Annotated in this window: 16 protein-coding genes; 5 read left to right on the top strand and 11 right to left on the bottom strand. The window is 64.5% G+C overall.

Translation table 11 applies throughout. From position 1 onward, the window contains the following. Positions 1-14: 14 nt before the first annotated feature. The 5 genes from GTP23_RS10595 to GTP23_RS10575 all read right to left on the bottom strand — a co-directional run bounded on the left by GTP23_RS10595 (position 15) and on the right by GTP23_RS10575 (position 3,603). Positions 15-680, bottom strand: coding sequence for an amino acid ABC transporter permease (locus GTP23_RS10595; protein WP_161035108.1), 666 nt, complete (start codon positions 678-680; stop codon positions 15-17). A 2-nt stretch (positions 681-682) separates the two neighbouring features. Further along, a complete protein-coding gene (locus GTP23_RS10590; protein ID WP_161035107.1) occupies positions 683-1,480 on the bottom strand; it encodes a transporter substrate-binding domain-containing protein in 798 nt (265 codons plus the stop codon). Between the two features lie 20 nt (positions 1,481-1,500). Beyond that, complete coding sequence (locus tag GTP23_RS10585; protein WP_161035106.1) at positions 1,501-1,908, bottom strand: hypothetical protein; 408 nt, start codon at positions 1,906-1,908, stop codon at positions 1,501-1,503. Positions 1,909-1,950: 42 nt separating this feature from the next. Next, complete coding sequence (locus GTP23_RS10580) at positions 1,951-2,688, bottom strand: YcbK family protein (RefSeq protein ID WP_443093189.1); 738 nt, start codon at positions 2,686-2,688, stop codon at positions 1,951-1,953. An 87-nt stretch (positions 2,689-2,775) separates the two neighbouring features. Then, positions 2,776-3,603 carry an EAL domain-containing protein gene (locus tag GTP23_RS10575; RefSeq protein WP_161035105.1) on the bottom strand — a complete coding sequence of 276 codons (828 nt, stop codon included), beginning with the start codon at positions 3,601-3,603 and terminating at the stop codon, positions 2,776-2,778. A 155-nt stretch (positions 3,604-3,758) separates the two neighbouring features. Here GTP23_RS10575 and GTP23_RS10570 point away from each other — a divergent pair, with 155 nt between their 5' ends. Next, positions 3,759-4,556 (top strand): class II glutamine amidotransferase, encoded by a 798-nt coding sequence (locus GTP23_RS10570; protein WP_161035104.1) that lies wholly within the window; start codon positions 3,759-3,761, stop codon positions 4,554-4,556. A gap of 59 nt (positions 4,557-4,615) precedes the next feature. Here GTP23_RS10570 and GTP23_RS10565 read toward each other — a convergent pair whose 3' ends face one another. Continuing rightward, positions 4,616-5,161, bottom strand: a complete 546-nt coding sequence (locus GTP23_RS10565) for a GNAT family N-acetyltransferase (protein WP_161035103.1) — start codon at positions 5,159-5,161, stop codon at positions 4,616-4,618. 298 nt (positions 5,162-5,459) lie between these two features. On the opposite strand from GTP23_RS10565, the gene GTP23_RS10560 reads away from it, so the two are divergent. Together GTP23_RS10560 and GTP23_RS10555 are read left to right on the top strand one after the other, a co-directional pair. Further along, positions 5,460-6,482: a sulfate ABC transporter substrate-binding protein gene (locus GTP23_RS10560; protein ID WP_161035102.1), complete on the top strand. Its 1,023-nt coding sequence runs from the start codon at positions 5,460-5,462 to the stop codon at positions 6,480-6,482. Positions 6,483-6,809: 327 nt separating this feature from the next. Next, the gene (locus GTP23_RS10555; RefSeq protein WP_161035101.1) at positions 6,810-7,682 is read left to right on the top strand and encodes a serine hydrolase; all 873 of its coding nucleotides are present in this window, start codon (positions 6,810-6,812) and stop codon (positions 7,680-7,682) included. An 11-nt stretch (positions 7,683-7,693) separates the two neighbouring features. Here GTP23_RS10555 and recD read toward each other — a convergent pair whose 3' ends face one another. The 5 genes from recD to GTP23_RS10530 are packed head-to-tail and all read right to left on the bottom strand — an operon-like array spanning position 7,694 to position 20,522. Further along, a complete protein-coding gene (recD, locus tag GTP23_RS10550; RefSeq protein WP_161035100.1) occupies positions 7,694-9,670 on the bottom strand; it encodes an exodeoxyribonuclease V subunit alpha in 1,977 nt (658 codons plus the stop codon). Further along, positions 9,660-13,400 carry an exodeoxyribonuclease V subunit beta gene (recB, locus tag GTP23_RS10545; RefSeq protein ID WP_161035099.1) on the bottom strand — a complete coding sequence of 1,247 codons (3,741 nt, stop codon included), beginning with the start codon at positions 13,398-13,400 and terminating at the stop codon, positions 9,660-9,662. The genes recD and recB overlap by 11 nt, the downstream gene beginning before the upstream one ends. Continuing rightward, complete coding sequence (recC, locus tag GTP23_RS10540; RefSeq protein ID WP_161035098.1) at positions 13,397-16,801, bottom strand: exodeoxyribonuclease V subunit gamma; 3,405 nt, start codon at positions 16,799-16,801, stop codon at positions 13,397-13,399. The genes recB and recC overlap by 4 nt, the downstream gene beginning before the upstream one ends. A 36-nt stretch (positions 16,802-16,837) precedes the next feature. Further along, positions 16,838-19,885 (bottom strand): CHASE domain-containing hybrid sensor histidine kinase/response regulator family protein, encoded by a 3,048-nt coding sequence (locus tag GTP23_RS10535; protein ID WP_161035586.1) that lies wholly within the window; start codon positions 19,883-19,885, stop codon positions 16,838-16,840. A 10-nt stretch (positions 19,886-19,895) separates the two neighbouring features. Then, positions 19,896-20,522, bottom strand: coding sequence for a glutathione S-transferase family protein (locus tag GTP23_RS10530; protein ID WP_161035097.1), 627 nt, complete (start codon positions 20,520-20,522; stop codon positions 19,896-19,898). A gap of 251 nt (positions 20,523-20,773) precedes the next feature. On the opposite strand from GTP23_RS10530, the gene GTP23_RS10525 reads away from it, so the two are divergent. Together GTP23_RS10525 and GTP23_RS10520 are read left to right on the top strand one after the other, a co-directional pair. After that, positions 20,774-23,434: a M1 family metallopeptidase gene (locus GTP23_RS10525; RefSeq protein WP_161035096.1), complete on the top strand. Its 2,661-nt coding sequence runs from the start codon at positions 20,774-20,776 to the stop codon at positions 23,432-23,434. Positions 23,435-23,858: 424 nt separating this feature from the next. Continuing rightward, positions 23,859-24,614 (top strand): YceI family protein, encoded by a 756-nt coding sequence (locus GTP23_RS10520; protein ID WP_161035095.1) that lies wholly within the window; start codon positions 23,859-23,861, stop codon positions 24,612-24,614. Positions 24,615-24,718 lie beyond the last annotated feature (104 nt).

Raw genomic sequence — 24,718 nt, 5'->3', positions numbered from 1 at the left:
CGCCGCGCGAGCCTTTAGCGGTGGGCGCGATTCAAACGTTGTTCGGCGCGCCGCTGCAGGGCTTCGAACAGCAGGCTAAGCACCCAGTAGATGGCGGCCGCAGCGATGTACAGGGGCAGCGGCTGGAAGGTGGTGGCAATCACCTCCTTGGTCGACAGCATCAGTTCCGTCATGGTGATGACGGAGACCAGCGAAGTGTCTTTGATCAGGCTGATCAGAGTGTTGCTCATGGCCGGCACGGCGATGCGCAGCGCCTGCGGCAGCACTACCTCGGCCAGCGTGGCACGGTAGCCCAGCCCCAGACTGTAGGCTGCCGCCCACTGGCCCTTGCTGACGGCGCCGATGGCACCGCGCAGGCTTTCCGACAGAAACGCACCCGAATTCAGGCTCAAAGCCAGGATGCCGGCCGTGACCGGCGTGAATTCTATGCCCACACTGGACAGGCCATAATAGATCACGAACATCTGCACCAGCAGCGGCGTACCGCGCATCAGGCTGACATAGACACTGGCCGGCCAGCGCAGCAGACGGTAGGGCAGCAGCCGCATCAGCGCCACGGGGAAGCCGATGGCCAGCCCGCCCAGCATGGCGGCCAGCGCAAACAGCACCGTGTAGCCGGCGCCGCGCAACATGACCGGTGCGGCTTCCTGCAGCAGTGCGTAGAGTCCCTGCCAGTCCATGCTCAGGGCGCTTTGCTGACGTCAGTGCCGAACCACTTGATGGAAATGGCTTTGAGGCTGCCATCGGCCGCCGCAGCGGCCAGCGCCTGATTCAGCGCCTGCTTGAATTGCGGATTACCCTTCTGGAAAGGGATGCCCATGCGCTCGACGGCCCCCACCTGTGCACCGGCCTTGATGGGCAGCCGCGAAGTTTTCAGCAGATAGGCCGACATCAGGCTATCGTTCAGGGCCGCGTCGATGCGGCCGGCCGCCAGATCAGCCATATTGTCGGGCGCGGCCGGATAGCTGCGCACTTCGATGCCGGGCACGGCCTTGGCCTGCTGCTCGTACACGCTGCCCTGCCCTACACCCAGTTTCTTGCCCTTCAGATCGGCCAGCGATTTATAGTCGGCCTTGTCGTCCTTGCGCACGATCAGCTGCGGCATGGAATAGATATACGGCTGGGAAAAGTCGAAAGCCTGTTCGCGCTTGGGGTTGATGCCCACCTGCGAAATGATCACGTCATAGCGGCTGGCGGCCAGACCGGCCAGTATGCTGGCCCATTCGCTGCTGACGAATTCCACTTTCAGACCCAGCTTCTGGCCCAGCATGCGGGCCACATCCACATCGTAGCCGGCCAGTTCGCCCGTCTTCTGGTCCTTGTAGTTAAACGGCGGATAGGTGCCTTCCATGGCCACGCGCAGGGTGCCGCGCGCCTTGACGGTGTTGAGCAGATCGGCCGCACTGGCTGGCAGGGTCGTCAGCGCCAGCAAGGCCAGCGCGGTGCCCAGCAGTCGAACTGAAAATAGGCGTTTTTGCATAACTTTCCTTGGTCAGGGACTTACCACGCGCCCATGCGCTGTGGCCGGCCAAAACGGTGCCCGACCACCAGCATGGAACTGGCGATCAGGCTGCTCAAGCCCAGCATCAATTGTATGAGTTTATCGTCCGGCAGCACCCACAGCCGTCCGGGCGGCGCTTCATCGAGCTGCGCGGCCGCCATGATCAGCGGTGCGATCCATTCGGCTTCGGGGGTCAGGTCCAGCACTAGCGCGCCATCGGTGGTCTGCAGATACACTTCGCCGCCAGCCGCCAGCGTAAAGCACACGCCATAGCCCGTTTCATTGCGGCCTACGTGTTCCTGCAAGGCCAGATTGTGTTCGGCGATCCAGAGTTCGACATCGGCCGGCGTTTCCAGCGCATGCCATGGCACGGGACGGAAACGGGGCGCATCAGTTTGGTCTTGCATGGAATTCCTGTTTTGAAAAACAGACGCCAGTGTAACCCAGCCTCAGCCTTTCCACGTACGGTTCAAGCCCGTGTCGGTATGAATCCAGCCGCCCTTGGGACCGCTGCGGTAGTAGAAGCCCACCCCGCCCTGACGGAAACTGCGCACCAGCCCGCCCAGCACTTCGGAATTCAGGTTGGCCAGACGGATGTCGGCGGCCCGCCCTTCCATGTGCAGCGACTGGCGCGCGGCCGGCACGCCGGCTTCGCGCAGCTTCTGGTTGGACGCGGGCGTGCGGTAGCCGGACAGGATTTCCAGCGGGGTGTCGATGCCGTAACGGGCCACGAAAGCCTGGGTGCCCCACAGCGTTTCGAACAGTTTGGGATCGATGGCGATGGTTTCCTTGCCATTCACATCGCGCATCAGATGGCACAGGTCCTGATAGGCCGACTGTATCAGCTCGCCATCACGCCAGTACAGCAGCTTGGCCCGTTCGCCGCTGGCCGGACGCACCACTTCGATGGTACGGGGGCGCAGCCAGAACTCCAGATCGAGCGCCTGGGCGTCGAATATATCGGGCGGTGGCGCCAGTTCCGTACCGGACGGCGCACTCTGCTCGGATGCACGGGCCATGGACTTGCTGGCCGTCGCCGGCGGTACCGCATGGCTAGCCGGCTTGCTGACCGATACAGTGCTATGGGGCGCAACGCTGCGGGCAGCACACCCTATCAGCGGCACGGTACACAGACCAGCCCCGACCACACCTAAACCCTGCTGTAAGAAATCTCTGCGCGTTGCCATACACTACCTGTCAAAAGCAATATGGGTACTATAGCCTATGCAGAGGGAATAAAAAACCTCCCCGATACCGATATTGCCTGCTCAGGTTCAGGCGGCCACCGCCCCGACTGCATTCAGCTCCGCCAGCTGCGCGCCCGGCTGGTCCAGCAGATAGCCCTGCCCCAGCACCGCGCCCCCGGCGTCGGCCGCCAGTGCACGCAAACGCTCCAGCGTTGCCGCCGTCTCTATGCGTTTGAATACCAGCGCCACGCCGGCCGCGCGGCAGCGCGCGAACAGGGCCAGTAGCTGGTCCTCATCGGTCGCCACACCCGCATCGAGCTTGAACGCGGCCGGCTGCAAGCGCTCCAGTATCTGCAAGGCTTCCGCTGGCGCCGCCACATTGATGGCGAGGCGGAAACCGTTGCGGCGGTAATTGTCGGCCACATAGTTGAGCAGCCAGCCCTGCTGCGGCGTGGCTGCCGGCAATTGCAGCACCACCCGTGCCAGCGGCAGTTCCAGCGCATCGAGTATGCGGCGGAAGGCGTGGCCGTGGTTGCTGCTGACGGCGCTGAGCAGGCGGTCATGCACGTTCAGATACAGGTCCGGCCCGCCGTCTGCCGCCTGACGGAAGAAGTTCAGTGCATGCAGCAGACGGCACAGGCGGTCCAGCTCCACGGATTCGTCATCGCTGGCTGCGTGGTCGAGCAAGCGCCATAGCGACAGGCCCTGATCCTGCGCCGCGGCGCTGCGCGCCAGCCCTTCGTAAGCCTGTACGCCACCGTCCTGCAAGGCGCGGATAGGATGGAAGGCGCTGCTCAGCGTGCAATTGAAGAAACGCCCCTGCGCGCGGCCCTCGTGATCGAGCCAGATGCTGGACGTGTTGCCGGCCGCACCGGATAGGCGGGCCAGATAGTCCTGGAGTACGGAGAATGACATGCTGCACCTTGTCGTATAGGTATAACAGCGACAGCCTAGCGGAGCGGCAGCAAAAGCTGAACGAATGCTTGCAGCTATGAATATGCAAAAAGCTTCCTTCCCCCGCAAGCAGACGGACGCTATCGTTAGCCATCGTCACTGACTACGGAAGCCCCATGTGCCAATTACTCGCCATGAGCAGCAAACAGCCCGCCGCGCTGGACTTTTCTTTCACCGGCTTTGCACGGCGCAGCGCCGAACATGGCGACGGCTGGGGCATCGCCCTGCACAATGGCAGCGACTGCCAGCTTTACACCGATGCGCTGGCCTGCAGCAGCTCGCTGCTGGCGCAGCAATTCCGCAGCCAGCCCATCAAGGCACGCAATGTGATCGCCCATATCCGCAAGGCGACGCAGGGCCGCGTCTCGCTGGAAAACAGCCACCCGTTCACGCGCAAGCTGTGGGGCCAGACCTGGTCGTTCGCCCATAATGGCGATCTCAAACTATTCCAGCCGCGCCGTGGCCTGTATGCCCCGTGGGGCGATACGGATAGCGAGCTGGCGTTCTGCCACATCCTGTCCGAGCTGGCGCTGCGCTATGAACACCGGCCAGCGCGTCACCAGCTGTTTGCCACGCTGCAGATACTGGCTGCCGGCATCGCCGAATACGGCAGCTTCAATTTTCTGCTATCCAACGGCGAACTGCTGTTCGCCTATTGCAGCACCGAGCTGCACAGCGTGCAGCGCCAGTATCCGTTCAGCGTTGCACAGCTGGTCGATTGCGATCTCAGCATAGACTTCAGCCAGCACAACCAGCCGGATGACCGCATGACGGTGATCGCCACCCGCCCGCTGACCAGCAACGAACAGTGGCAGCGCTTCGCACCGGGCGAACTGAAACTGTTTATACAGGGTGAGGAAGTGGGCGCACAGCCGGTGCGCCAGCAGGAATGGGACTTGCAGATCTGCGCCTAGCGCAGCGGGAAATGCAGGCCTGCATCTAGGCCTGCATCTAGGCCTGATTCAGGTCGGGCTCAGGCCGAATTGCAGTTGCAGAAGCGCTTGCGTTTGCTGCCATCGGCTGCCGGCGCACCCGCTTCGAGCTGCTTCCAGAAGAACACTGTTTCGACGCCGTAGGGCGAGCGTACCTTGCCCGAATCGATGTAGCCGCATTTGGCAAAAAAGCCCTCGCCTGTCGCCGTGCTATGCAGTTGCAGCGCTTTCACGCCCCAGCTGCAGGCCTGCGCTTCGACCCGCTCCAGCAGCGCCTTGCCCACACCCTGACCGCGCACTTCGGGCAGCAGATAACACAGGGCCAGTTTGCCGGCGCCTGTCAGCAGGGCCACGCCGACCACCACGCCATCCTGTACGGCCACCACGGAATAGTTGGTGGGTGAAGCAAACCAGCTGGCCACCATCTCCGGCGTCTTGTTGCCCAGCCATGCGGCCAGTATGGCCGGATCCTGCTTGTGGTCCACGCCACAGCATTCGGCAATGGAACGGCGCAGCACCGTACAGGCAGCGACCGCATCGCTGACCTCGGCCGGTCGGACTTCAAGACTGCGAATTTCAGAACTCATGTACGCTCACAAACATTTCTATTAGCAAAAATGAAGCGTTTAAACGCCTTCTTCAGTGCCTGATTCGACTATACACCAAGCCATGAAAGTCGTTGCGGGCGCCCCCGTTTCTGCGCCGTTCCTGCCTTCACAGCCTAGTAGCTGGCCCTGCTTTTGCCCACGAATCATTCCGGAATTCCTTATGCGGAAATCGAGGAACTGTCGTGCATCTCCTTAAAAATAAGCATATAACGAAAAATTCGTATCTTTTCGGCGCGGAATTTTACACTATGAGCGTCCGTTCATCAGAAAGCCTGCCATGACTACGCACCAAGCTACCCGCCGCCTGTTCACCACCGCCCTGCTGGCCACCAGCGCCGGCCTGTTCGGCCTGTCCATGCCTGCCCATGCGGCCGATACGGTGCTGCTCAATGCCTCCTATGACGTGGCACGTGAACTGTTCAAGGATATCAACCCGCTGTTCGTCGCCGACTGGAAAAAGAGCACGGGTGAAACCGTCAACGTCAACCAGTCCCATGGCGGCTCGTCCAAACAGGCCCGCTCGGTGGCCGATGGCATGGAAGCGGCCGTGGTGACCATGAATCAGGCCAACGATATCGACATGCTGGCCGAGCGTGGGCTGGTGGTACAGGACTGGGCCAAGAAATTCCCCCACAATGCGGCGCCGTTCTACTCCACCATGGTATTTCTGGTGCGCAAAGGCAATCCGCAACAGATCAAGGACTGGGGCGATCTGGCCAAACCGGGCGTGAAAGTCATCATCCCCAATCCTAAAACGGCCGGCAATGGCCGCTACACCTATCTGGCCGCCTGGGGCTCGGTGCTGAAAAAAGGCGGCAATGAAGCACAGGCGCGCGAGCTGGTGACGAAAATCTTCAAGAACGTACCGGTGCTGGACGCCGGTGGCCGTGGCGCTACCACCACCTTCACCCAGCGCAGCATAGGCGACGTGCTGGTGACGTTTGAAAACGAAGTGAATCTGGTACGTGCCGAATTCGGCGACAACTTCGAAGTGGTCTATCCTTCGCTCTCGATACTGGCCGAATCGCCCGTCGCCGTGGTGGACAAGGTGGTAGACCGCCGTAATCTGCGCAAGCAGGCGACCGGCTACCTGAACTTCCTGTACACGGAACAGGCGCAGGACGTGATCGCCAAACACTATTTCCGTCCCCGTTCGGAAGCGGCTTTCAAAAAATACAAGGCCAACTTCCACCAGATCAGTCTGTTTACGGTGGATGATGTGTTCGGCGGCTGGAAAGCGGCGCAGAAAAAACACTTTGATGACGGCGCCGAGTTCGACCGCATTTATCAGAGCAAATAAACCACAGGCTGTATGTCGCCAGCGCAGCGACTGTACTCCCGGTACAACAAGGCCCCGCCACGTTTGCGGGGCTTTTTTTCGCCTGCCTGAGCGCGCCCGGCAGAGTGGGGCCGAAGTGCGCCTGAGCGCGCAGCGGCCAGATTTGCCCGGATTTGCTCAAAATTACCAATAAGCCTAGTGGAATCCGACAGTTACATTCAATAGACGAGAAAGCACTTTAATGTTATCTTCCAGCCTGAGAGAGTATTGCCGTACAGATAGAGGCAATCCGTGGTGTTAGACGCCTGCTCTGCCGAATTTCGCCAGATTTAACCGAATATTGAAACTATGCTCAAAAAAATTGTCGCTGTATTACTGAGTTCTGTCACGGCCGCCGCGCTGGCAGTGCCGCTGGGCTCGCAGTCCGTGCTGGTGGTGGAAGATGACACCGGCAAAGTCCTGCTGGAAAAGAACTCCACCGTACAAGTGCCTATCGCTTCGCTGACCAAGCTGATGACGGCCATGGTGGTGCTCGATTCGCGCGCCGATCTGGAAGCGCCTATCAGCATCGACAAGACCGATGTGGACACGCTCAAGCACAGCACCTCGCGCGTGCCGGTCGGTGCCGAACTGTCGCGCCGCGATGTGCTGCAACTGGCCCTGATGTCGTCCGATAACCGTGCAGCCGCCTCGCTGGCACGCACCTTCCCCGGCGGTCCGGCAGCGTTCAAGGCTGCCGTGAATGCCAAAATCCGCGCGCTCGGCATGAGCCAGACCGTGATCGAAGAACCGACCGGCCTGTCGCCTAACAACCGCTCCACCGCCACCGATCTGGTGCGCATGGCCAGCGCCGCCTCGGCCTATCCGGAAATCCGCCGTATCACCACCGATACCAAGGACATCATCAATATCAAAGGCCGCAAGGTCGAGTACCACAACACCAACCGTCTGGTCGGTGCCAAGGGCTGGGATGTGGGCCTGTCCAAAACCGGCTACACGGAAGAAGCTGGCCGCTGCCTGATCATGCGCTTCAAATCGGCCGGCAAGAACGCCACGCTGGTACTGCTCAATGCCAAGGCCAATTCGGCCCGCATGATGGATGCGCTGAATATCCGCCGCTTCGTGGCCGGCCCTGATGGCGAACCCAAAGTCATGAAGGTCGCCGCCAAAGGCAGCCGCAAAGCCGCCAAGAGCAGCAAGCACCACCGCCGCGCGGCCTGATCAGGCCCGCTTCAAACCGTCAGCAGCGCGCGCAGGCCACTGGCGCGCTGGGTACGCTGGGCGATGGCGTCCAGCAGCACCTGCTGATTCGGCGTCAGCAAAGTAAAGTATTCGCGGGCGCGCGTGATGCCGGTGTAGACCAGCTCGCGCGCCAGCGTGCCATTGCTCTCGCGTGGCAGCACCAGCACCGTGTGCTCGAATTCCGATCCCTGCGATTTGTGTACCGTCATGGCGAACGCCGTTTCGACGTTGCGCAGGCGCGTGGCCAGTACGCTGCGCACCGCATCGCCGTCCGAGAAATACACGCGCATGGCGCCGGGCCGTAACGGGTCCGGCAGCGTCAGGCCGATATCGCCGTTGAATACCCCGGTCGCATAGTCGTTACGCGTGACCATCACAGGCCGGCCCGCATACCATTCGCCGTAGCGGCGCAACAGGCCCGCACTCTGCAGGCGCTGTTCTATGGCTTCGTTCAGCCCCTGCACGCCCCACTCGCCATCGCGCACGGCGCACAGGATGCGGAAGCGTTCGAACGCCACGATCAGGGTTTTCACCCAGTCCAGATAAGCGGCGCCCTCGCCCTCGGGCGCACCGGCCCTGAGCAGCTGCAGATAGCGGCTGTAACCACCGGGCGCGCCGTCGCGGCCCGCCAGCGCCAGTTGCAGCGCATCGGCCGGCAGGGCCGGATCGGTCCACGCCAGCTTGCCATCCGAAGGCTGGCGCAGCACCTGCACGGTGGCCGCACCATCGCCGCGGTTGACGGCCAGCGCCAGTGCGCCGATAGGCCCGCCGAAGCGGCGGCTTTCGCGCAGCATCACAGTCTGCTGGGCGATGGGGCCGGCCTGCCCGGCGTATTCGTCAGGGATGCTGATGCCGCTGGCATCGCGCACATAGCTGAGCGTTTCGGCGTGGTAGCCGCCCGCCTCGGCATCAAAGCACAGATCACCCAGCACGGCGCCCGCTTCGACGGATGCCAGCTGGTCCTTGTCACCCAGCAGTATCAGGGTGGCCTGCGGCGGCAAGGCGGCCAGCAGCGCGGCCATCATTTCGAGGTGGATCATCGAGGCTTCATCGACGATCAGCACATCCACTTCCAGCTGGTTGCCCGCATGGTGGCGGAAGGCGCGCGTATCGGGCCGCGCCCCCAGCAGGCTATGCAGGGTACGCGCGGCGCCCATGCGGCCGGCCAGTTCACGCAGCGGCAGTTCGGCGCCCACTTTCTGGTCCAGTTCTTCCAGCGCCGTGTCGATCGATTGCTTGAGCCTAGCAGCAGCCTTGCCGGTCGGCGCGGCCAGCGCCACGCGCAGGTTGTCGCGGCCATTGCCGGCGCTGGCAAACAGCAATGCCAGCAGGCGCGCCACCGTATAGGTTTTGCCCGTACCGGGGCCACCGGTGATGATGCCCAGCTTGCCCCGCACCGCCACGGCGCAGGCGATCTTCTGCCAGTCCGGGCCTCCGCCACGGCTGGCGTGGGGGAAGAGCAGGTCCAGCCAGCGGCGGATGCCGGCAATGTCCGCGCTGGCATCGCCGGCCAGCAGTTCGCCCAGCGCGCGCTGGCGCACGGCCAGGGCCACCAGTTTTTCATCGCGCCAGTAGCGGCGCAGATAGAGGCGCTCGCCATCGAGCACCAGCGGCTGGTCGAAATCCAGATCGCCCACAGCCCACACCTGTTCGCTGGCGGCCAGCAGCTTGCGCCACCCTGCCCCATCCTGCGGCCAGCCCGCCACGCTGTCGCGCAGGCCGCGCCACAAATCCGGCTGCCAGCCCAGCTGGGTGCTCACGGCACCGGACAAGTCGTCCAGCTTCATGCAGCTATGGCCGCGCCCTTCCAGTTCGGCCAGCAGCACGCAGGCCGCCAGCAGCGGTGCCGTATCCTGCCCCAGAGTGCCGATGAAACGGGCGAAAGTACCGCTCAGGCGGCGCAGATGGCCGGCTTCGGTCAGCACATCGAGCTGCGCCAGCAGTGCTTCGGAACGGCTAGTCAGCATGGTCAACCTCATCCTGCGCCGCAACGGGCGCCTCCAGCAATAGATCCAGACCGTCCAGCAGGCCGAGATCGGGGGTAATCAGATAGCAGCCGCGCGTGTGCTCGTTGGCGATCCCGCGCAGGAACAGGAATAGCGTGCCGCCCAGATGGCGCGCTGCGTCGTAGCACGCACCGAGCCGGCTTTGCAGCAGCCGGTGCAGCGCCAGCAGGTAGATGGCGCCCTGAATGTCGTAGCGGTGTTCGGCCATGGCCGCCACCAGCGCCGCCGTATGGTAAGAAGCATCGCTGCCGCCCAGCGCATTCGATTTGTAATCGAGCACCCAGTAGCGTCCTTCGTGCTCGAACACCAGATCGGCAAAGCCTTTCAGCATGCCGTGCAGCTCGCGTTCGGGCAGTGCTGGCCGGGCCACGCCATCCAGCAGGTATTGCACGCACAGGGCGTCGAGCGCCGTGGTATTCAGCCGCTCGCTGGGGAACCAGAATTCCATTTCGGGCAGCGGCTGGCGGATGGCACTTAGCGGCGCCTGCAGATGGGGCAACGGCGTGCTGACGATCTGGCGCAGCCAGGTCTCGGTATCCTGCAGCCGGTTGCCCCAGCCGGCCCGCTCGACGCGGCGCGCCAGCCGGCTGGCAAAGCTGTCCTGCGCCACCATGGCGAATCCTTCTTTGCCCAGCCATTCCAGCTGCTCGTGCAGGAAGTTGCCCGGTACGGAGCCGCGCGGGAAACGGTGCCAGGCCACGTCATCCACCTTCTGCACAGCGCCGGCCGTGGCCACTTCACCCTGCAGCAGATCTTCCTGCGCGCTGTCGCGCGGCACCGGCAAGGCCTGGCCTATGCTGGCAGTGGGGCCGGTGCGGCGTGCCAGCGAACTGAAACTGCCCACTGCCCAGTCACGTTCGAACGCCGCCGCATAGCCTTGCGGTTCCAGCAGCGCGGGGCGCTGTTCCACCCGCTGCAAACGGGTGACGGGCGCCGTCGCGGTGGCTGCCAGGGTTTGCAGCTCGATGCTGTCGCAGCCGGCGATCGCATGCTGCCAGCGTTCCAGCATCAGCTCCGACGGCAGCGCAGCGCCGCCCGTCAGCAGATAGCCGAGCGCCGATTCGTGCAGCGTGTTTTCGCCTTCCTTGCGGGCCGCCTGCGCTGTCACGCCCAGCCACAGGTAGTGGCGCGCCCGCGTCAGTGCTACGTACAGCAGGCGCAGGTCTTCCTGCAAACGGGCCTGTTCCATCAGGGCCAGCGCTTCGTCGGTGAGTGCCATGTCGATATGGCGTTCACCCTGCGTATCGCTGTATTCGAAGAAGCTGCGGTTGCGCCGCTCCACCTTGCGCGCGGTGACGGCAAACGGCAGATACACGAGCGGATATTCGAGGCCCTTGGATTTGTGCACGGTGATGACTTTCACCAGCTCGGCATCACTCTCCAGCCGTAGCACGCGTTCGTCGCCGCCCGCTTCGCCGCCTTCTATCTGCTCCGCCAGCCAGCGGATCAGCGCCTGTTCGCCATCGAGCTGGCGGCTGGCGGTCTGCAGCAGTTCGGCCAGATGCAGCAGATTGGTCAGGCGGCGTTCGCCGCCGGGCTGCTGGATCAGGGTGGCCGGCAGGTTGAGGTCATGGATGAAACGGCGCAGCATGGCCAGTACGCCCTGCCGCTGCCACACCGCGTGCCAGCCCTTGAGCTGTTCCACCCGGCTTTCCCATGCCAGCTCGTCGGACGAAAGCCGTGCCAGTTCCGCCAGCGACAGGCCGCAGGTGGCGGTGGCAAACGCAGCGCGGGCCAGCGCGCCATCGAGCGGCGTGGCCACGGCCGACAGCCAGCGCAGCACATCGGCCGCTTCTTCGCTGTCCGTCACGGCATCCTTGTCCGACAGGTAGACGCTGGCCACGCCGCGCCGCTGCAGCGCCGTGCGGATGGCCGTGGCTTCGCGCCGGTCGCGCACCAGCACGGCGATATCGGCCGGCTGCAAACGCTGCTGCCCGTGCGGGCCGGCAAAGCCGGTGGCCGCATCGTTAAGCTGGCTGACGATCTGCTCGGCGCACTGCCAGGCAAAGAACTCGCGGTAGGCATCGGCCTTCAGCGGCATGGCGCTACAGGCCAGCACCATGGCCGGCAGCGTGCCGGCGCCATTGCGCAGCTGCTCTTCGCGCCCGCGCGCACCGACCGCTTCGAACGGCAGCGGATTGAAGCCGTCGGCCGGATTGCGGAAGCGGAAAGCGCCTCGGGCAAAGCCAGTGCCACCGGCGCCGCTTTCCGCATGCAGGAATAGCTGATTGACGGCCGCCACCAAGGCCACCGTGGAACGGTAGTTGGTGCCGAGCTGGTAATGGCGCCCCGCCGTGGCAGCGCGCGCGGCCAGATAGCTGTGGATGTCGGCACCGCGGAATCCATAGATGGACTGTTTGGGGTCGCCGATCAGGAACAGGCCCGTGGCCGCATCGTTATCGGCCACACGGTATAGCTGGTTGAAAATCTGGTACTGGTTGGGCGCAGTATCCTGGAACTCGTCCACCAGCGCCACCGGATACTGGCTGATGATGCGCTGGCGCAGCGCCGGCCCATTCTCGCCCTGCAGCGCAGCGTTGAGCCGGTCCAGCATGTCGGCAAAACCGAACTGGCGGTTGCGCAGTTTGAGTTCCGCCATGCGCGCGGCGATCAATCCCACTGCGTGGCGGTAGAGGGCGAACGACAGCGGCTCGATCTGGTCCAGCGCTGCTTTCAGCGGAGCGATGGCGTCAAAGCAGTCCGGCACTGCGGCGCTGAAATCTTTGGCAAAGGCATCGGCGATACCATCTGGCGTCAGGCGGCGCCACGCCGTATCCTTCAGATCGGGATGGGTGGCATGGGCATCGGCCACCCAGGCACGCAGGCTATCGAACCAGCCGGCCACGCTTTCCGGCTTCATCTTCACGCCGTTGAAGCATTTGGGTGCGATAGCGCGCTGCTGATTGATCCACTGCTCCATGGCGGCGATGCGCTCGTCCCAGCCCTGCTTGAGCTGACGCAGCGTGGCCTGCTGCTGTTGCTGCAACTGGACGATCAGTGTGCCCAGCGGCGCATCGCTGCAGCCGGCCGCACGGCTAGCGCCTATCAGGTCGGCACGGCGGGTCAGCTCGCGCAGGCTTTTTTTCAGCGCGCCCACATTGGCCCAGCAGGCCAGCAGTGGCTGCAGAGCGGCCGCATTGAGCGGATACACCTGCTGACGCCAGTAGTCGTGCGCTGCATCTTCGTACAGGGTCTGCTCGTCGCTGAGCAATTCTTCGTCGAACAGGCTGCCGCTATCGAAAGCATGTTCGCGCAACATGCGCTGGCACCATGCGTCGATCGTGAAGATGGCCGCTTCGTCCATGGTTTCTGCGGCCAGCATCAGCCGGTGCGCGGCCTGCTGCTGGGCGGCGGCATCGGGATAGTCCTGCAGGATTTCGTCCAGATAGGCATCACGCGTGCCGGCCAGCGGCATGGCGGCGTAGGCACGGAAGTACGCGGCTGCTTCCACCAGCCGCTCGCGCACGCGGTTGGACAGTTCGCGCGTGGCCGCACGGGTAAAGGTCATCACCAGTATTTCCGATGGCAGCAAGGGGCGCTGATAGCCCTGGGCACCGCCGTGGCCCAGCACCAGCCGCACATACAGGGCGGCGATGGTCCAGGTCTTGCCGGTACCGGCGCTGGCCTCGATCAGGCGCGAGCCATGCAGCGGAAACTCCAGTGCCCTTAACGGGATTGCGCTGCTGCTCATGCTGCCCCTTCCTGATCCAGTGGATGTATGGTGATCGCCGTCCCCAGCCACATCAGCAACGGGCCGTACAGGCGCTCGGCCACGTCGGCAAAACCGGCCTGCGCTTCCAGCTGGGCGAACTCGGGCCACAAGCGGGCCAGACACAGGTCCGCCACTTCGCCGGCCAGTTCGAAACCGCCATCGTAGATAGCGCGTGCATCTTCGTCTTTGAGCAGTGCCAGCGCGGTCTTGCAGGCCGTGGGCAATGGCTGGTCCATATTGCTGCGCCATAGCGCTGCCAGTTGGTCCAGCACGGCCAGAGCGGCCGGCTGCAGCATGGGCTGCATCTGCACGTGGGCGTCGCGCGCGATCAGATGGGCCGCCACGGGCGTGCCGCTGGCGGCCAGCGCCAGCTGGCGCAGCCAGATCTCGATCAGCTTTTCCGCCCGCAGGCCGCCCTGCTTGTCCAACACCTTGGACGATATTTGCCCCAGCCACACGGTGCCATGGCCATCGCTGCGCAGCTGGTCCACCCAGTCTTCCAGCTGCAGGCCGCCCAGTTCCAGCGTCACGGCTACCTTGGGGGCCGGCCGCGGATATTGCTGGCGCAGCTGCAGCCATGCGCTGCGCACGGGCAGCAGTCCGGCCACTAGCTGCTGCTGGTACTGCTGGCCGATCAGGCCTATCGGCAGCCGCCCTTCGCGCGCCAGCCGCGCCGCACGCAGGGTCAGTTGCTCGGCCACCTGTTCGGGCAGTTCGTCTTCGCCTTCATCGGCCAGCAGCTGGTCTTCCAGCTGGTAGCGTTCCAGCCCGTCCAGCGCGAACGGTTCTTCGTCCTCGCCCACCTGCGCGGCATCGCCGAACACCACGCCCAGGCGCTGGCGGAAGAAGTAGCGCACGGGCTGGCGCATGAAGTTGACCAGATCGGCCAGTTTCAAGCGGTGGTCCGGCTCGAGTTCATAGGGCGCCAGCGCGCTGGCGGCGTCCGCAGCGGGCTGTTCGCCGTGTGCTATGCGCCATTCGCGCGCATAGGTCAGCAGACCGTCCTGCTCGAAATAGCGCCGGCTGAATGGCTGCAGCGCGTGTTCGGTGGTCAGCTGTTCCAGCGCAATCTGCCAGCCCGCGCGCAGGTAGTCGCACAGCTGCGCTACCAGCACGGAAGGCGGCTGGGCCGAGTTGTCGCGCACATTGCGTCCCACCCAACTGATGTACAGCTTGTCGCGCGCGGCCAGCACGGCTTCCAGCATCAGGTAGCGGTCATCGTCGCGGCGCGAGCGGTCGCCCGGTCTGGCCATGCCGGCCAGCGCCAGCAGGTCGAAGTCGGCGCGCGGTGCGCGACGGGGGAAATCGCCATCATTCATGCCCAGCAGGCAGACCACGCGGAACGGTACGGCGCGCATCGGCATCAGCGTACAGAAGGTCACGCCGCCAGACACGAACTGGTGGTTCAACGTCGGCTCGTCCAGCAGGCTTAGCCACGCTTCGCGCAATACGGCCAGCGGCACGGCTTCGTCAAAGCCGGCGTTCTCGCAGGTTTCCAGCCAGCGTGCCAGCGCTTCGTCGAGCTGGGCCAGCGTCAGGCGGTCGCCCTCCTCGCCTGCGCTGAAGAAGGCTGCCAGCAGGGCGCGCGCCTGCACCCCCCATTCGGCCGGCGTACGCTGCTGCGCCAGCACGCCGCGCCAGTGCAGCAAGTCCGTCACCAGCTGGGCCAGCGAACCGGCCAGCGCGGCATCCAGCCCGCCCACTTCGCCATACGGTTCGATACCGCCGAAGGCCGCGCCATTGCCGCTGGCGTAACCGAGCAGCATGCGGCGCACGCCGAACAGCCAGGAATTCTGCTCGCCCGCAGCGCCCAGCCCCAGCCCGCTGCGGTGCTCGGGGTCCAGCCCCCAGCGCACACCCACGCCTTCTATCCACAGGCCCAGCGTGGCCATGTCCTCGCTATCGAGGCCGTAACGGCCGGCCACGGCCGGCACGTCGAGCAGATCGCGCACTTCGCTCTGGCGGCAGCGCTGCTGCGGCAGGCGTAGCAGCCACTCCAGCGCCACCAGCAGCGGATTCACGCTGCGGTCGTTGACGTCGCCGATTTCGAACGGAATGTAGCGCGCATCGCTGCGCCGGTACTGGGCGAACACGGCATGGATGGCCGCCGTAAAGGTATCGATGTCGGGCACCATCACCACCACGTCGCGCGGGCGCAGCGTGCTGTCGGCCGCCAGCATGGCCAGCAGCTGGTCGTGCAGCACTTCCACTTCGCGCTGCACGCTGTGGGCAATGTGGAACTGTACCGAGCGGTCGCTGGCCGGCGGCGGCAGACCCGGATGCTCGGACAGTGGCAGCAGGTCACGCACGGCGCCCTGTATCTGCTCCAGCAGGGTGTGGCCGGCGCCATCGCTGAACAGGTCGACCCGCAAAGGCTGGCCATCGCCGTCGCGCAGGCTGGCGCTGGCGGTGTCGAATTCGTCCAGCAGGCGGATGAAGTCACGCCCCTGACGTCCCCAGCTGGCCAGCAGCGGATGGCTGTGCGCATGCAGCTGTTCGAGCGGCAGCGCACCCAGATCGTGGCCATTGCGCGGCTGCTGGCGCTTGTGTGCGGCGCGCAGCAGCTCGCGCCCTTCGATGATGTCGCCCCAGTAGTACTGGCAAGGGTTAGGCACGGCCAGCAGCACCTGGGTGTAGGCCGACAGTGCGGCCAGCGCCTGCAGGGTCTGGAACGGCAGCGCCGAGACGCCGAATATCACGATGCGGCGCGGCAGCCGGCCTAGCGGCGCCTCGCCCGCTGCGACAGCACGGACGAATTCCGTATGGATGGTGGCCCGTCCCAGTTCGCGCTGGTCCGGAGCTACATCGGCGATCACGGCGCGCCACAACTGCGCCTGCCAGCGCTGCTCGGGCGTTAGCGCCAGCGCGGCGCCGGCATCGCCGGCACGGCGCAGCTGGTCGCGTCCGTGCGCCCAGTCGTCCAGCCAGTCGGCGCGGTAGACCTGATACTGGTCGTACAGGTCGGCCAGCCGTTCGGCCAGCTGCAAACGCCGCTCGGGCGCACCATCGGCCAGAAAATGCCGTAGCGGGGCAAACACCGGGTCGGCCAGCAAGCCGGGCAGCAAACGCATCAGACGCCAGGTCAGCGGGCCCTTGTCGAAAGCGGAAATGGCGGGCACCTGCTCGTGGCCCAGCATGCCGCGGTAGGTCTCCCACAGGAAGCGGGCCGGCAGCGCCACGCGGGTGGCGGCGCAGATGCCCAGTTCCTCGGCCAGCGCAATCTTCAGCCATTCCGCCACGCCGTTGGACTGCACCAGAAATACTTCCTGCTCCAGCGCGCCCAGCGGTTGCTGGCGCAGCCACTGGAACACGGCGCTGCGCAGCATTTCCAGCTGGTTGCCATGCAAAACTATCAGTCCGGGCGTTACGCTTGCTTCCATAGGGCTCATCAAGGGAAAGGAGCGTGTATTATCGCTCTAGCTCTCCGAGTAGGCCAGCAGTTCCTGCGTCATCAGCGCTTCCAGCTGGGCCAGCATGGTATGTAGCTGCTGCACCAGCTGCCGGGCTAGCGCCGGATCGCTATCGTGACGCTGCTGTTCCAGCGCCAGACACAGGGCGCCAAAGCGCATCGCCCCCACTGCCCGTGCCGACGACTTGATGCGGTGCCCCAGTTCGGCCAGCTGGGCGCTGTCCTGCCGGGCCAGCGCGGCATCGAGTTCGCGCAGGCCATCACGCGCCGCATCGAGGAATAGCAAGGCGAATTTATGCATCTTGTCGGCCCGGTGGCCGAAGGTCTGGGCCAGCACGGCCAGATCGAACATGGGCTGGGCCAGTACGTCCTCCCCCACCACCGGCTGCTGCGGCAGCGCATAGTAGGATGGCGAGGACGACAAGGACCGCGCGCGCGCCTGCCCGCTGGGTGGACGCTGGCGCATCCAGCGCGCCAGCATATTGAACAGCAGCGTAGGCGCCACCGGCTTGGCAATGAATTCATCCATGCCGGCCGCCAGACAGCGCTCCTGATCAACGATGCCGGCATTGGCCGTCATGGCGATGATCAGGGTGCCCGCCAGCTTGGGGTGGGCACGGATCAAACGGGTGGCTTCGTAGCCATCCATCACCGGCATCTGCACATCCATCAGCACGCAGTCGAAACCTTCCTTGAGCAGCAGATCGATGGCTTCCTTGCCGTTGTTGGCCACGCACACGGTAGCACCGGCATCTTCCAGCAGTTCGCGCCCCACCTGCTGGCTGAAGACATTGTCCTCCACCAGCAGGATGGAACTGCCGCGTATGCTGTCCAGCACCTCCGCCTGCACCTGATCATCGCTATGCTGCAGCAGGCTGCTGGCACAGGCCAGCCGCGCCGTGAACCAGAAGGTGCTGCCGGCACCGGCGCGGCTTTCTACCCCGACCGTACCGCCCATCAGTTCGGCCAGCTGCTTGCTGATCACCAGCCCCAGTCCCGTGCCGCCATAACGCCGTGTGGTGGAAGTGTCGGCCTGATGGAAGGACTGGAACAGCTGCTCGAGCTGCTCCGGCGTCATCCCTATGCCCTGGTCGGACACTTCGAAGCGCACTTCCAGCCCCTCTTCGCAACGGCCACGCAAGCTGGCGCGGATCTGCACCGTGCCCTGCTCGGAGAATTTGATGGCGTTGCTGGTGAAGTTGAGCAGCACCTGTTCCAGCCGCAGCGGGTCGCCGCGCAGCTGGGGCGGCATGCCTTCGGCCACGGCGATTTCCAGCGTCAGCCCGCGCGCAGCGGCGCCCTCGCCCAGCTGGCTGACGATGTTATTGAGCAGTGCATCGAGCGCGAAGTCCAGCACTTCCAGCTCCATCTTGCCGGCTTCGATCTTGGAGAAATCGAGGATGTCGTTGATGATGCCCAGCAGATGGCGGCCGGAATGGAAGATCTTTTCCAGATAGTCGCGCTGTTTCGGGTCGTTCACCGATTTCAGTGCCAGATGGGACATGCCGATAATACTGTTCATCGGCGTGCGGATTTCATGGCTCATATTCGACAGGAACTCGCTCTTGGCCTGATTGGCCGTATCGGCTTTTTCCTTCAGCTCGTGCAGCTCCGTCACGTCGGTCGACAGGCCGATTACGGCCGTCACGCTACGGTCTATCACCACCGGCGCCTTGATGGTCCAGCGGTAGTGGGCACCGCCATCGGCATCGACCTGACGCACTTCGCCGGAACGGGTATGGCGATCGGCAAATACCTGCTGCTCCTGTTCCCAGGCCTCGTCGGCCACGCTGGCCGGCATCAGATCGCGATCAGCCCTGCCTATCATCTGGTCGGCCGTCATGCCCATGGCTTCGGCCATGCGCGCATTGACGTAGATGAAGTGGCGCTTGATATCCTTCATGTAGACGTGGGCATCGACATTGTCGAGCACCGTATCGAGCAACAGACGCTGTTTGATGGCGCGGCGGCGCGAGGAGTACAGTACCAGCACATAGCTGTACAGCAGCACGCTGCCGGCAAAGCCGGTGGCGCCGGCCACCCAGGGCAGGGCGCGGTCGAACGGGGTCAGCAGCTGATCCTTGTGCACGAAAAACTGGGCCTTCCACAGGCTGCCGTGAAAATCGATAGGCAGCACGGCGACAAAATACTCTTCCCGCGCATTCATCAGCTCACGCCTAGGCTGCAGCGAGCCATCATCATTGAACAGCACATGGTCGGCCGCTTCCAGTTCCAGCCGGCGCTGCTCGGCATCGCGGCTGGCATCGGCATACAGCACCAGATGCAGCTGGCGCACCGCCATTTCATCAATCGCCCCCTGCAGCAGGCGCGGTACGCTGAAGCCCACGCCCACCGAGCCCACATAGGCCGCACGGCGCTGGGCCACATCATCCTGCGGCATGCCGGAGCGGTACACGGGCAGCCGTATGCCCATGCCGATATGCGGCAGCGGGTGTTGTACCATCACCGGCTGGCCCGAGGCCATCACCTGTCCGCTATCGCGCGCGGCCATCACCACCCGCGCCACGGCCGGATCGGCGATCACGTCCACCCCCAGCTTTTCCCGCAGTATCAGGGCCGGCTCCAGATAGGTCAGCGGCATGTACTCGGGCCGCCGCCCGGCCGGCCGGATATCGAAAGCAGGATAGCCGCGTGCATCGAGGCTGGTATCGGCGCGCACGCCGGCAATGAAGGCAGCGCGCTGCTCGTCGCGCACCTGCGGCGCCCAGTTCAGCGTTTCGATGGCGGGGAAGTGGCGCGCAATATCGAGGCTGGCCACATACTGGTGGAACTGCAGGCGGCTGATCTGCGGGCCGGTCTGGAACAGCGCCACCAGTCCGCGCGTGATATCGGAATACGATTTGATGCGGGCGGCGATACCGTACTGGGTATTGCGCGCCAGATTATCGAAGCGCAGTGCCGCATTGGCGTCCACCGTGCTGGCAGCCGAGCCATACAGGCCGGCGCCTATCAGACTGGCCAGCACGGCGCCGCCCAGCCAGATCAGCACACGCTGGCTGCGCGTTGCAGATCGGACCTTGGCGTCCCTGAACATGCGCAAGGGTTTAATATGCTGCCTGCGCACCGGGGCGGGCCGCGATGCGGTCGCGCCATGCCTGCAGGTGGGGCATGGCCTCGTCGCCGGGGCGGAATTTGAGCAGGCCGCGGCCGAATTCCAGCGCGCAGAAAGCCGTGATATCGGCAATCGTGTAACGCTGGCCGGCGATATACGGCTGCTGCGCCAGTTGCTGGTCCAGCCAGCGCGCCGTCACGCGCATGCGCTCGCCCTGGGCGGCGCCGAACTCGGGAAACTGCGGCTGTTCCAGCGGCGCCAGTGCCGGATGGGTATGGCGCGCACAATCGGCGATGCCCTGTAGCAGATACAGTTCCACCCGACGGTCGGCCATTTCGATAAAGGCCCGTTCATCATAGCCCTCGCCCATCAGATTCGGTTCCGGCACGTAGCCTTCCAGCCAGCTGCAGATGGCACGGGTTTCCGTCAGTATGCGGCCATCATCGAGTTCCAGCGCCGGCACCCGTCCGAACGGATTCTTCTGCAGATAGCCGGCACTGCGCTGCTGGCCCTGCAGCAGATCGAAGGACAGCAGCTCCACATCCGTGATGCCTTTTTCAGCCAGGAACATGGCCACCCGGCGCGGGTTCGGGGCGCGCGGTGCGGAATACAGTTTCATCTAACACTCCCTTGATTCGGATTACGGCAAGACTGCTGCAGCAACGGCTCAAAACTAGCAAAATACTAGCCAATCAGGCGGCATGCCGCGTAGCGCATGATACGCCGGATTGGCCTGGCGATGTCGTTCCACGTGTACAGACTATCCAGCAAATATTGACATTATGACCAGATCCACTAAGATTGCGCGTTGGCTCACGAAGCCATCCGGACCATTCGTCAGCTCACCGGCTCACTCTCTACAAGGATCCCATGCAACGCACACTGATTTCGCTGGCCGTCATGCTGGCGCTGGCCAGCACCCTGCCCGCCAGCGCGCAGGCCGCCGCGGCCAAACAGACGGCCAGCGCGCCTGTCCAGACCACCACCCAGCTGCCCCGCAACGCCGTACCCAGCCACTACGCGGTTTCGCTGGTGCCCGATGCAGCCCAGCGCAGCTTCAGCGCCAGCGTCACCATCGCGCTCGATGTGGTGCAGGCCAGCGACAGCCTGACCCTGCATGCGGCCGACCTGAGCTTCCGCGGCGCAGCCATCAGCGCCGGCCCCGGCCAGACTGTGCTGGCAGCAGACCATATCAGCATCGATGCCAAGACCCAGACCGTCACCCTGCACTTCCCGCGCACGCTGGCCAAGGGCGGCTACCAGCTCAAGCTCGATTACGACGGCAAGATCAGCACCCAGGCCAGCGGCCTGTTCTCGCTCGACTATGAAAACGGCGGCGCGAAAAAACGCGCGCTCTACACCCAGTTCGAGAACTCCGATGCACGCGCCATGATTCCATCGTGGGACGAGCCGGCCTACAAAGCCACCTTCACGCTGGAAGCCACTATTCCGGCCGGCCAGATGGCGGTGTCGAATATGCCGGTGAGCAGCACCAGCACACTGGCCGACGGCCGCCAGCTGGTGCGCTTTGCCACCTCGCCGAAAATGTCCACCTATCTGCTGTTCTTCGCCATGGGCGAATTCGACCGCGCCAGCAAGGTGGTCGATGGCACGGAGCTGGGCATCATTACCCAGAAAGGCATGGTCTCCCAGGGCCAGTTCGCGCTCGATTCTTCGGTCGCCGTGCTGAAGGAATACAACGACTACTTCGGCGTCAAATATCCGCTGCCCAAACTCGACAACATCGGCGCACCGGGCAGCAGCCAGTCCTTCAGCGCGATGGAAAACTGGGGCGCCATCTTCACCTTCGAAAATGCCATCCTGCTTGATCCGCGCATCGCCACCCAGGACGACCAGCAGACCTCCTTCCTGGTGGCTGCGCACGAAATGGCGCACCAGTGGTTCGGCGATCTGGTCACCATGGCCTGGTGGGATGACCTGTGGCTGAACGAGGGCTTTGCCTCGTGGATGGAATCGCGTACCACCAACCGCCTGCATCCGGAATGGCAATGGTCGCTGCGCGCAGTCGATACGCGCGAACAGGCCATGGGCCAGGATGCGCTGGCCACCACCCATCCCGTGGTGCAGAAAATCGCCACGGTAGAACAGGCCAGCCAGGCTTTCGACAGCATCACCTACCAGAAAGGCGAAGCCGTCATCCGCATGCTGGAGGACTACGTGGGCGAGCAGGCCTGGCGTAGCGGCGTGCGCAACTACATGGCCAAGCACAAGTACGGCAACACCGTCTCCGACGACCTGTGGCGCGCCGTCGAACAGGCCGCCCACAAACCGGTCACGGCGATCGCCCACGACTTTACCCTGCAGCCGGGCGTGCCCATGATCCGCGTTGCCGCAGCCAGCTGCAGCAAGGGCCAGACCCGCGTCACCCTGACGCAGGAAGAATTCAGCAAGGACCAGCCGGACAAACAGCCGCTGCGCTGGCGCGTGCCCGTGATCGCGCAGACGGTGGGTGGTGCGCCCGTGCGTACGCTGGTCAGCAACGGCAAGGCCAGTGTTACCCTGCCCGGCTGCGGCGCTGTCCTGGTGAATGCCGGTCAGACCGGTTACTACCGCACCCTGTACGCGCCGCAAGCCTTCGCCAGCCTGGCCAGCCAGTTCCGCCAGCTACCCACCATCGATCAGCTGGGACTGCTGGGCGATAGCCGCGCCCTCGGCATGGCCGGCCAGATGCCGGCCAGCAGCGCCCTCGATCTGGCCAGCAACGCGGCCGTCGACGCGGCGCCGCAAGTCTGGAACAGCATTGCCGGCGTTCTGCTCAGCTTGCACGGCCTGTATGAAGGCAAGCCGGACCAGCAGGCGGCGCTGGACCGCTATGGCCGCCAGCGGCTGGCGCCCGTACTGGCCCATCTGGGCTGGCAAGCCCGTGCCGGCGAGAGTTCGGCCGTGGCCAATCTGCGCGAAACGCTGGTGGTGGCGCTGGGTGCCATGGGCGACGAGAGCGTGACGGCCGAAGCACGCCGCCGCTTTGCCGCCGTGGGCCATGATGCGCGCGCCCTGCCGCCGGAACTGCGCCGCCCTATCCTCGGCGTGCTGGCGGAAAACGCCGACACGGCAACCTGGGAGCAGCTGCACAAGGCGGCACAGGACGAGCCGACCCCGATGATCAAGGCCGAGCTGTATGGCCTGCTCGGCATGGCCAAGGATGTGCAACTGGCCCGGCGCGCGCTGGAACTGGCACTGGCGGACGAGGGCGGCGTGACAACCAGCGCGGCCATCGTCGGCCATGTGGCGGGCAACCATCCGGACATGGCTTACGACTACAGCATCGCCCACTACGCCGAGTTCGAGAAGAAAGTCGATGCCAGTGCGCGCAGCCGCTATTTCGCCCGTCTGGGTGGCCGTTCTTCCGATCCGGCCATGCTGGACAAGCTGCGTGCCTATGCCGGCAAATATCTGGCACCGGAGGCGCAGGGCGATACCAATATGGCCATCGCGGCCATCCAGTACCGCATCAAGGTCAGAACCACGCGCCTGCCCGAGATCGACGCCTGGCTGGCCAAGCACCCATAAGCGCGCCGCCAGACGGCAAAAAAAAACCAGCGTCATCGTGTGATGATGCTGGTTGTAAAACGCTCGAAGGCGTGGGGATGTCGGGGGTCTGGCGGCTAGCGTGCCGCCTGGACGGTAACTGTGCCGGGCTTGCAGGTCCGGCAACCGGGCGCGGGGCTCAGGCCGCGCGCTACAGGTGTTACTTTGCCAGCGATCCGGCCAGCTAGGCTTAGGGGATGATTAAGGTAGATGAATTTGTCCGGCGCGGCCAGCGCAGGGCCGAGAGAGAGGATGGTGCCGGTGTTTCAGGCCACCGGCCAGCCTGCCGAGTCATGCGCCGTGAATTCCCGCACCGGCTTGGGTGCGGCGACCAGCTGGCGCATGCTGGAATCAGCGAAACGGATCATAATCAAGCTTTGTGACGCCGCCGTGACGGCCGCCAACGATGACAATAAAACCAGTTTCCGCCACTGTACAGCGCCGCTCAGTCGCGCTGCTCTGCGCCCTCGTTTGCAGTCTGGCGCTGAACGCCTGCAGTCCCGTGGCGCCCCTGCCGCCCGCCGCGGCCACACCTGCCATCGGGGCGGACGCCGGCAATAGCAGCGCCGGTACGGCGCCTGCCGGCACGGCCGCCGTGGCCGATACTCTGGCTGCCACGGCCGAACTGCCAGTCCTGAACATCGACGATGCAGCTTCGCAGATCACCATCATCGTGCGGCGCGGCGGCCTGCTGGCCCGCCTGGGCCATGACCACCTGATTCTGGTGCGTCAGCTGAGCGGCAGCGTAGACCAGCGCAACAACCGCGCCACCCTGCAGTTCCGCCTCGACGACATGCTGGTAGACCCGCCTGAACTGCGGCTGGCGGCCGGCTTGCGGCCCCAGCCTTCGGCCGACGCCATCGCCGGCACCCGCCACAACATGCTGCAGCGCACGCTGGACGCAGAGCGCTATCCGCTGGTGCTGGTACAGGCCGAACGCCATCCGGACGGCCAGAGCCTGCAGCTGGCGCTGACCCTGCATGGCGTTACGCGCCAGCTGCGCGTGCCCGCCAGCTTACAGAGCGAGGGGCGCAGTTTCGCGGCCGAAGGCAGCTTTACCATCCTGCAGAGCGATTACGGCATCACCCCGTTCGCCATCATGGGCGGCGCACTGGCTGTGCAGGACCAGCTGGAACTGCACTACCGTCTGCAGGCCCGCTAGCCGCCAGCAAAAAAAAAGGCCCGTGGATGAGCACGGGCCGAGGAAAATTTCAAATCGGGAGAGACTTGAAAGAGCAGAGACAGTATCGCTGCTCAACGTGACAG

Origin of the sequence: Duganella fentianensis, from assembly GCF_009857835.1 — a bacterium.
Lineage (GTDB): Bacteria > Pseudomonadota > Gammaproteobacteria > Burkholderiales > Burkholderiaceae_D > Rugamonas > Rugamonas fentianensis.
This window is presented reverse-complemented; position numbering and strand designations above follow the sequence as displayed.

What these genes read in the sequence shown, in the direction of transcription:
- GTP23_RS10595 (WP_161035108.1), bottom strand. Translation starts at nt 680, where the DNA reads ATGGACTGGCAGGGACTCTACGCACTGCTGCAGGAAGCCGCACCGGTC.
- GTP23_RS10590 (WP_161035107.1), bottom strand. Translation starts at nt 1,480, where the DNA reads ATGCAAAAACGCCTATTTTCAGTTCGACTGCTGGGCACCGCGCTGGCC.
- GTP23_RS10585 (WP_161035106.1), bottom strand. Translation starts at nt 1,908, where the DNA reads ATGCAAGACCAAACTGATGCGCCCCGTTTCCGTCCCGTGCCATGGCAT.
- GTP23_RS10580 (WP_443093189.1), bottom strand. Translation starts at nt 2,688, where the DNA reads ATGGCAACGCGCAGAGATTTCTTACAGCAGGGTTTAGGTGTGGTCGGG.
- GTP23_RS10575 (WP_161035105.1), bottom strand. Translation starts at nt 3,603, where the DNA reads ATGTCATTCTCCGTACTCCAGGACTATCTGGCCCGCCTATCCGGTGCG.
- GTP23_RS10570 (WP_161035104.1), top strand. Translation starts at nt 3,759, where the DNA reads ATGTGCCAATTACTCGCCATGAGCAGCAAACAGCCCGCCGCGCTGGAC.
- GTP23_RS10565 (WP_161035103.1), bottom strand. Translation starts at nt 5,161, where the DNA reads ATGAGTTCTGAAATTCGCAGTCTTGAAGTCCGACCGGCCGAGGTCAGC.
- GTP23_RS10560 (WP_161035102.1), top strand. Translation starts at nt 5,460, where the DNA reads ATGACTACGCACCAAGCTACCCGCCGCCTGTTCACCACCGCCCTGCTG.
- GTP23_RS10555 (WP_161035101.1), top strand. Translation starts at nt 6,810, where the DNA reads ATGCTCAAAAAAATTGTCGCTGTATTACTGAGTTCTGTCACGGCCGCC.
- recD (WP_161035100.1), bottom strand. Translation starts at nt 9,670, where the DNA reads ATGCTGACTAGCCGTTCCGAAGCACTGCTGGCGCAGCTCGATGTGCTG.
- recB (WP_161035099.1), bottom strand. Translation starts at nt 13,400, where the DNA reads ATGAGCAGCAGCGCAATCCCGTTAAGGGCACTGGAGTTTCCGCTGCAT.
- recC (WP_161035098.1), bottom strand. Translation starts at nt 16,801, where the DNA reads ATGGAAGCAAGCGTAACGCCCGGACTGATAGTTTTGCATGGCAACCAG.
- GTP23_RS10535 (WP_161035586.1), bottom strand. Translation starts at nt 19,885, where the DNA reads ATGTTCAGGGACGCCAAGGTCCGATCTGCAACGCGCAGCCAGCGTGTG.
- GTP23_RS10530 (WP_161035097.1), bottom strand. Translation starts at nt 20,522, where the DNA reads ATGAAACTGTATTCCGCACCGCGCGCCCCGAACCCGCGCCGGGTGGCC.
- GTP23_RS10525 (WP_161035096.1), top strand. Translation starts at nt 20,774, where the DNA reads ATGCAACGCACACTGATTTCGCTGGCCGTCATGCTGGCGCTGGCCAGC.
- GTP23_RS10520 (WP_161035095.1), top strand. Translation starts at nt 23,859, where the DNA reads ATGACAATAAAACCAGTTTCCGCCACTGTACAGCGCCGCTCAGTCGCG.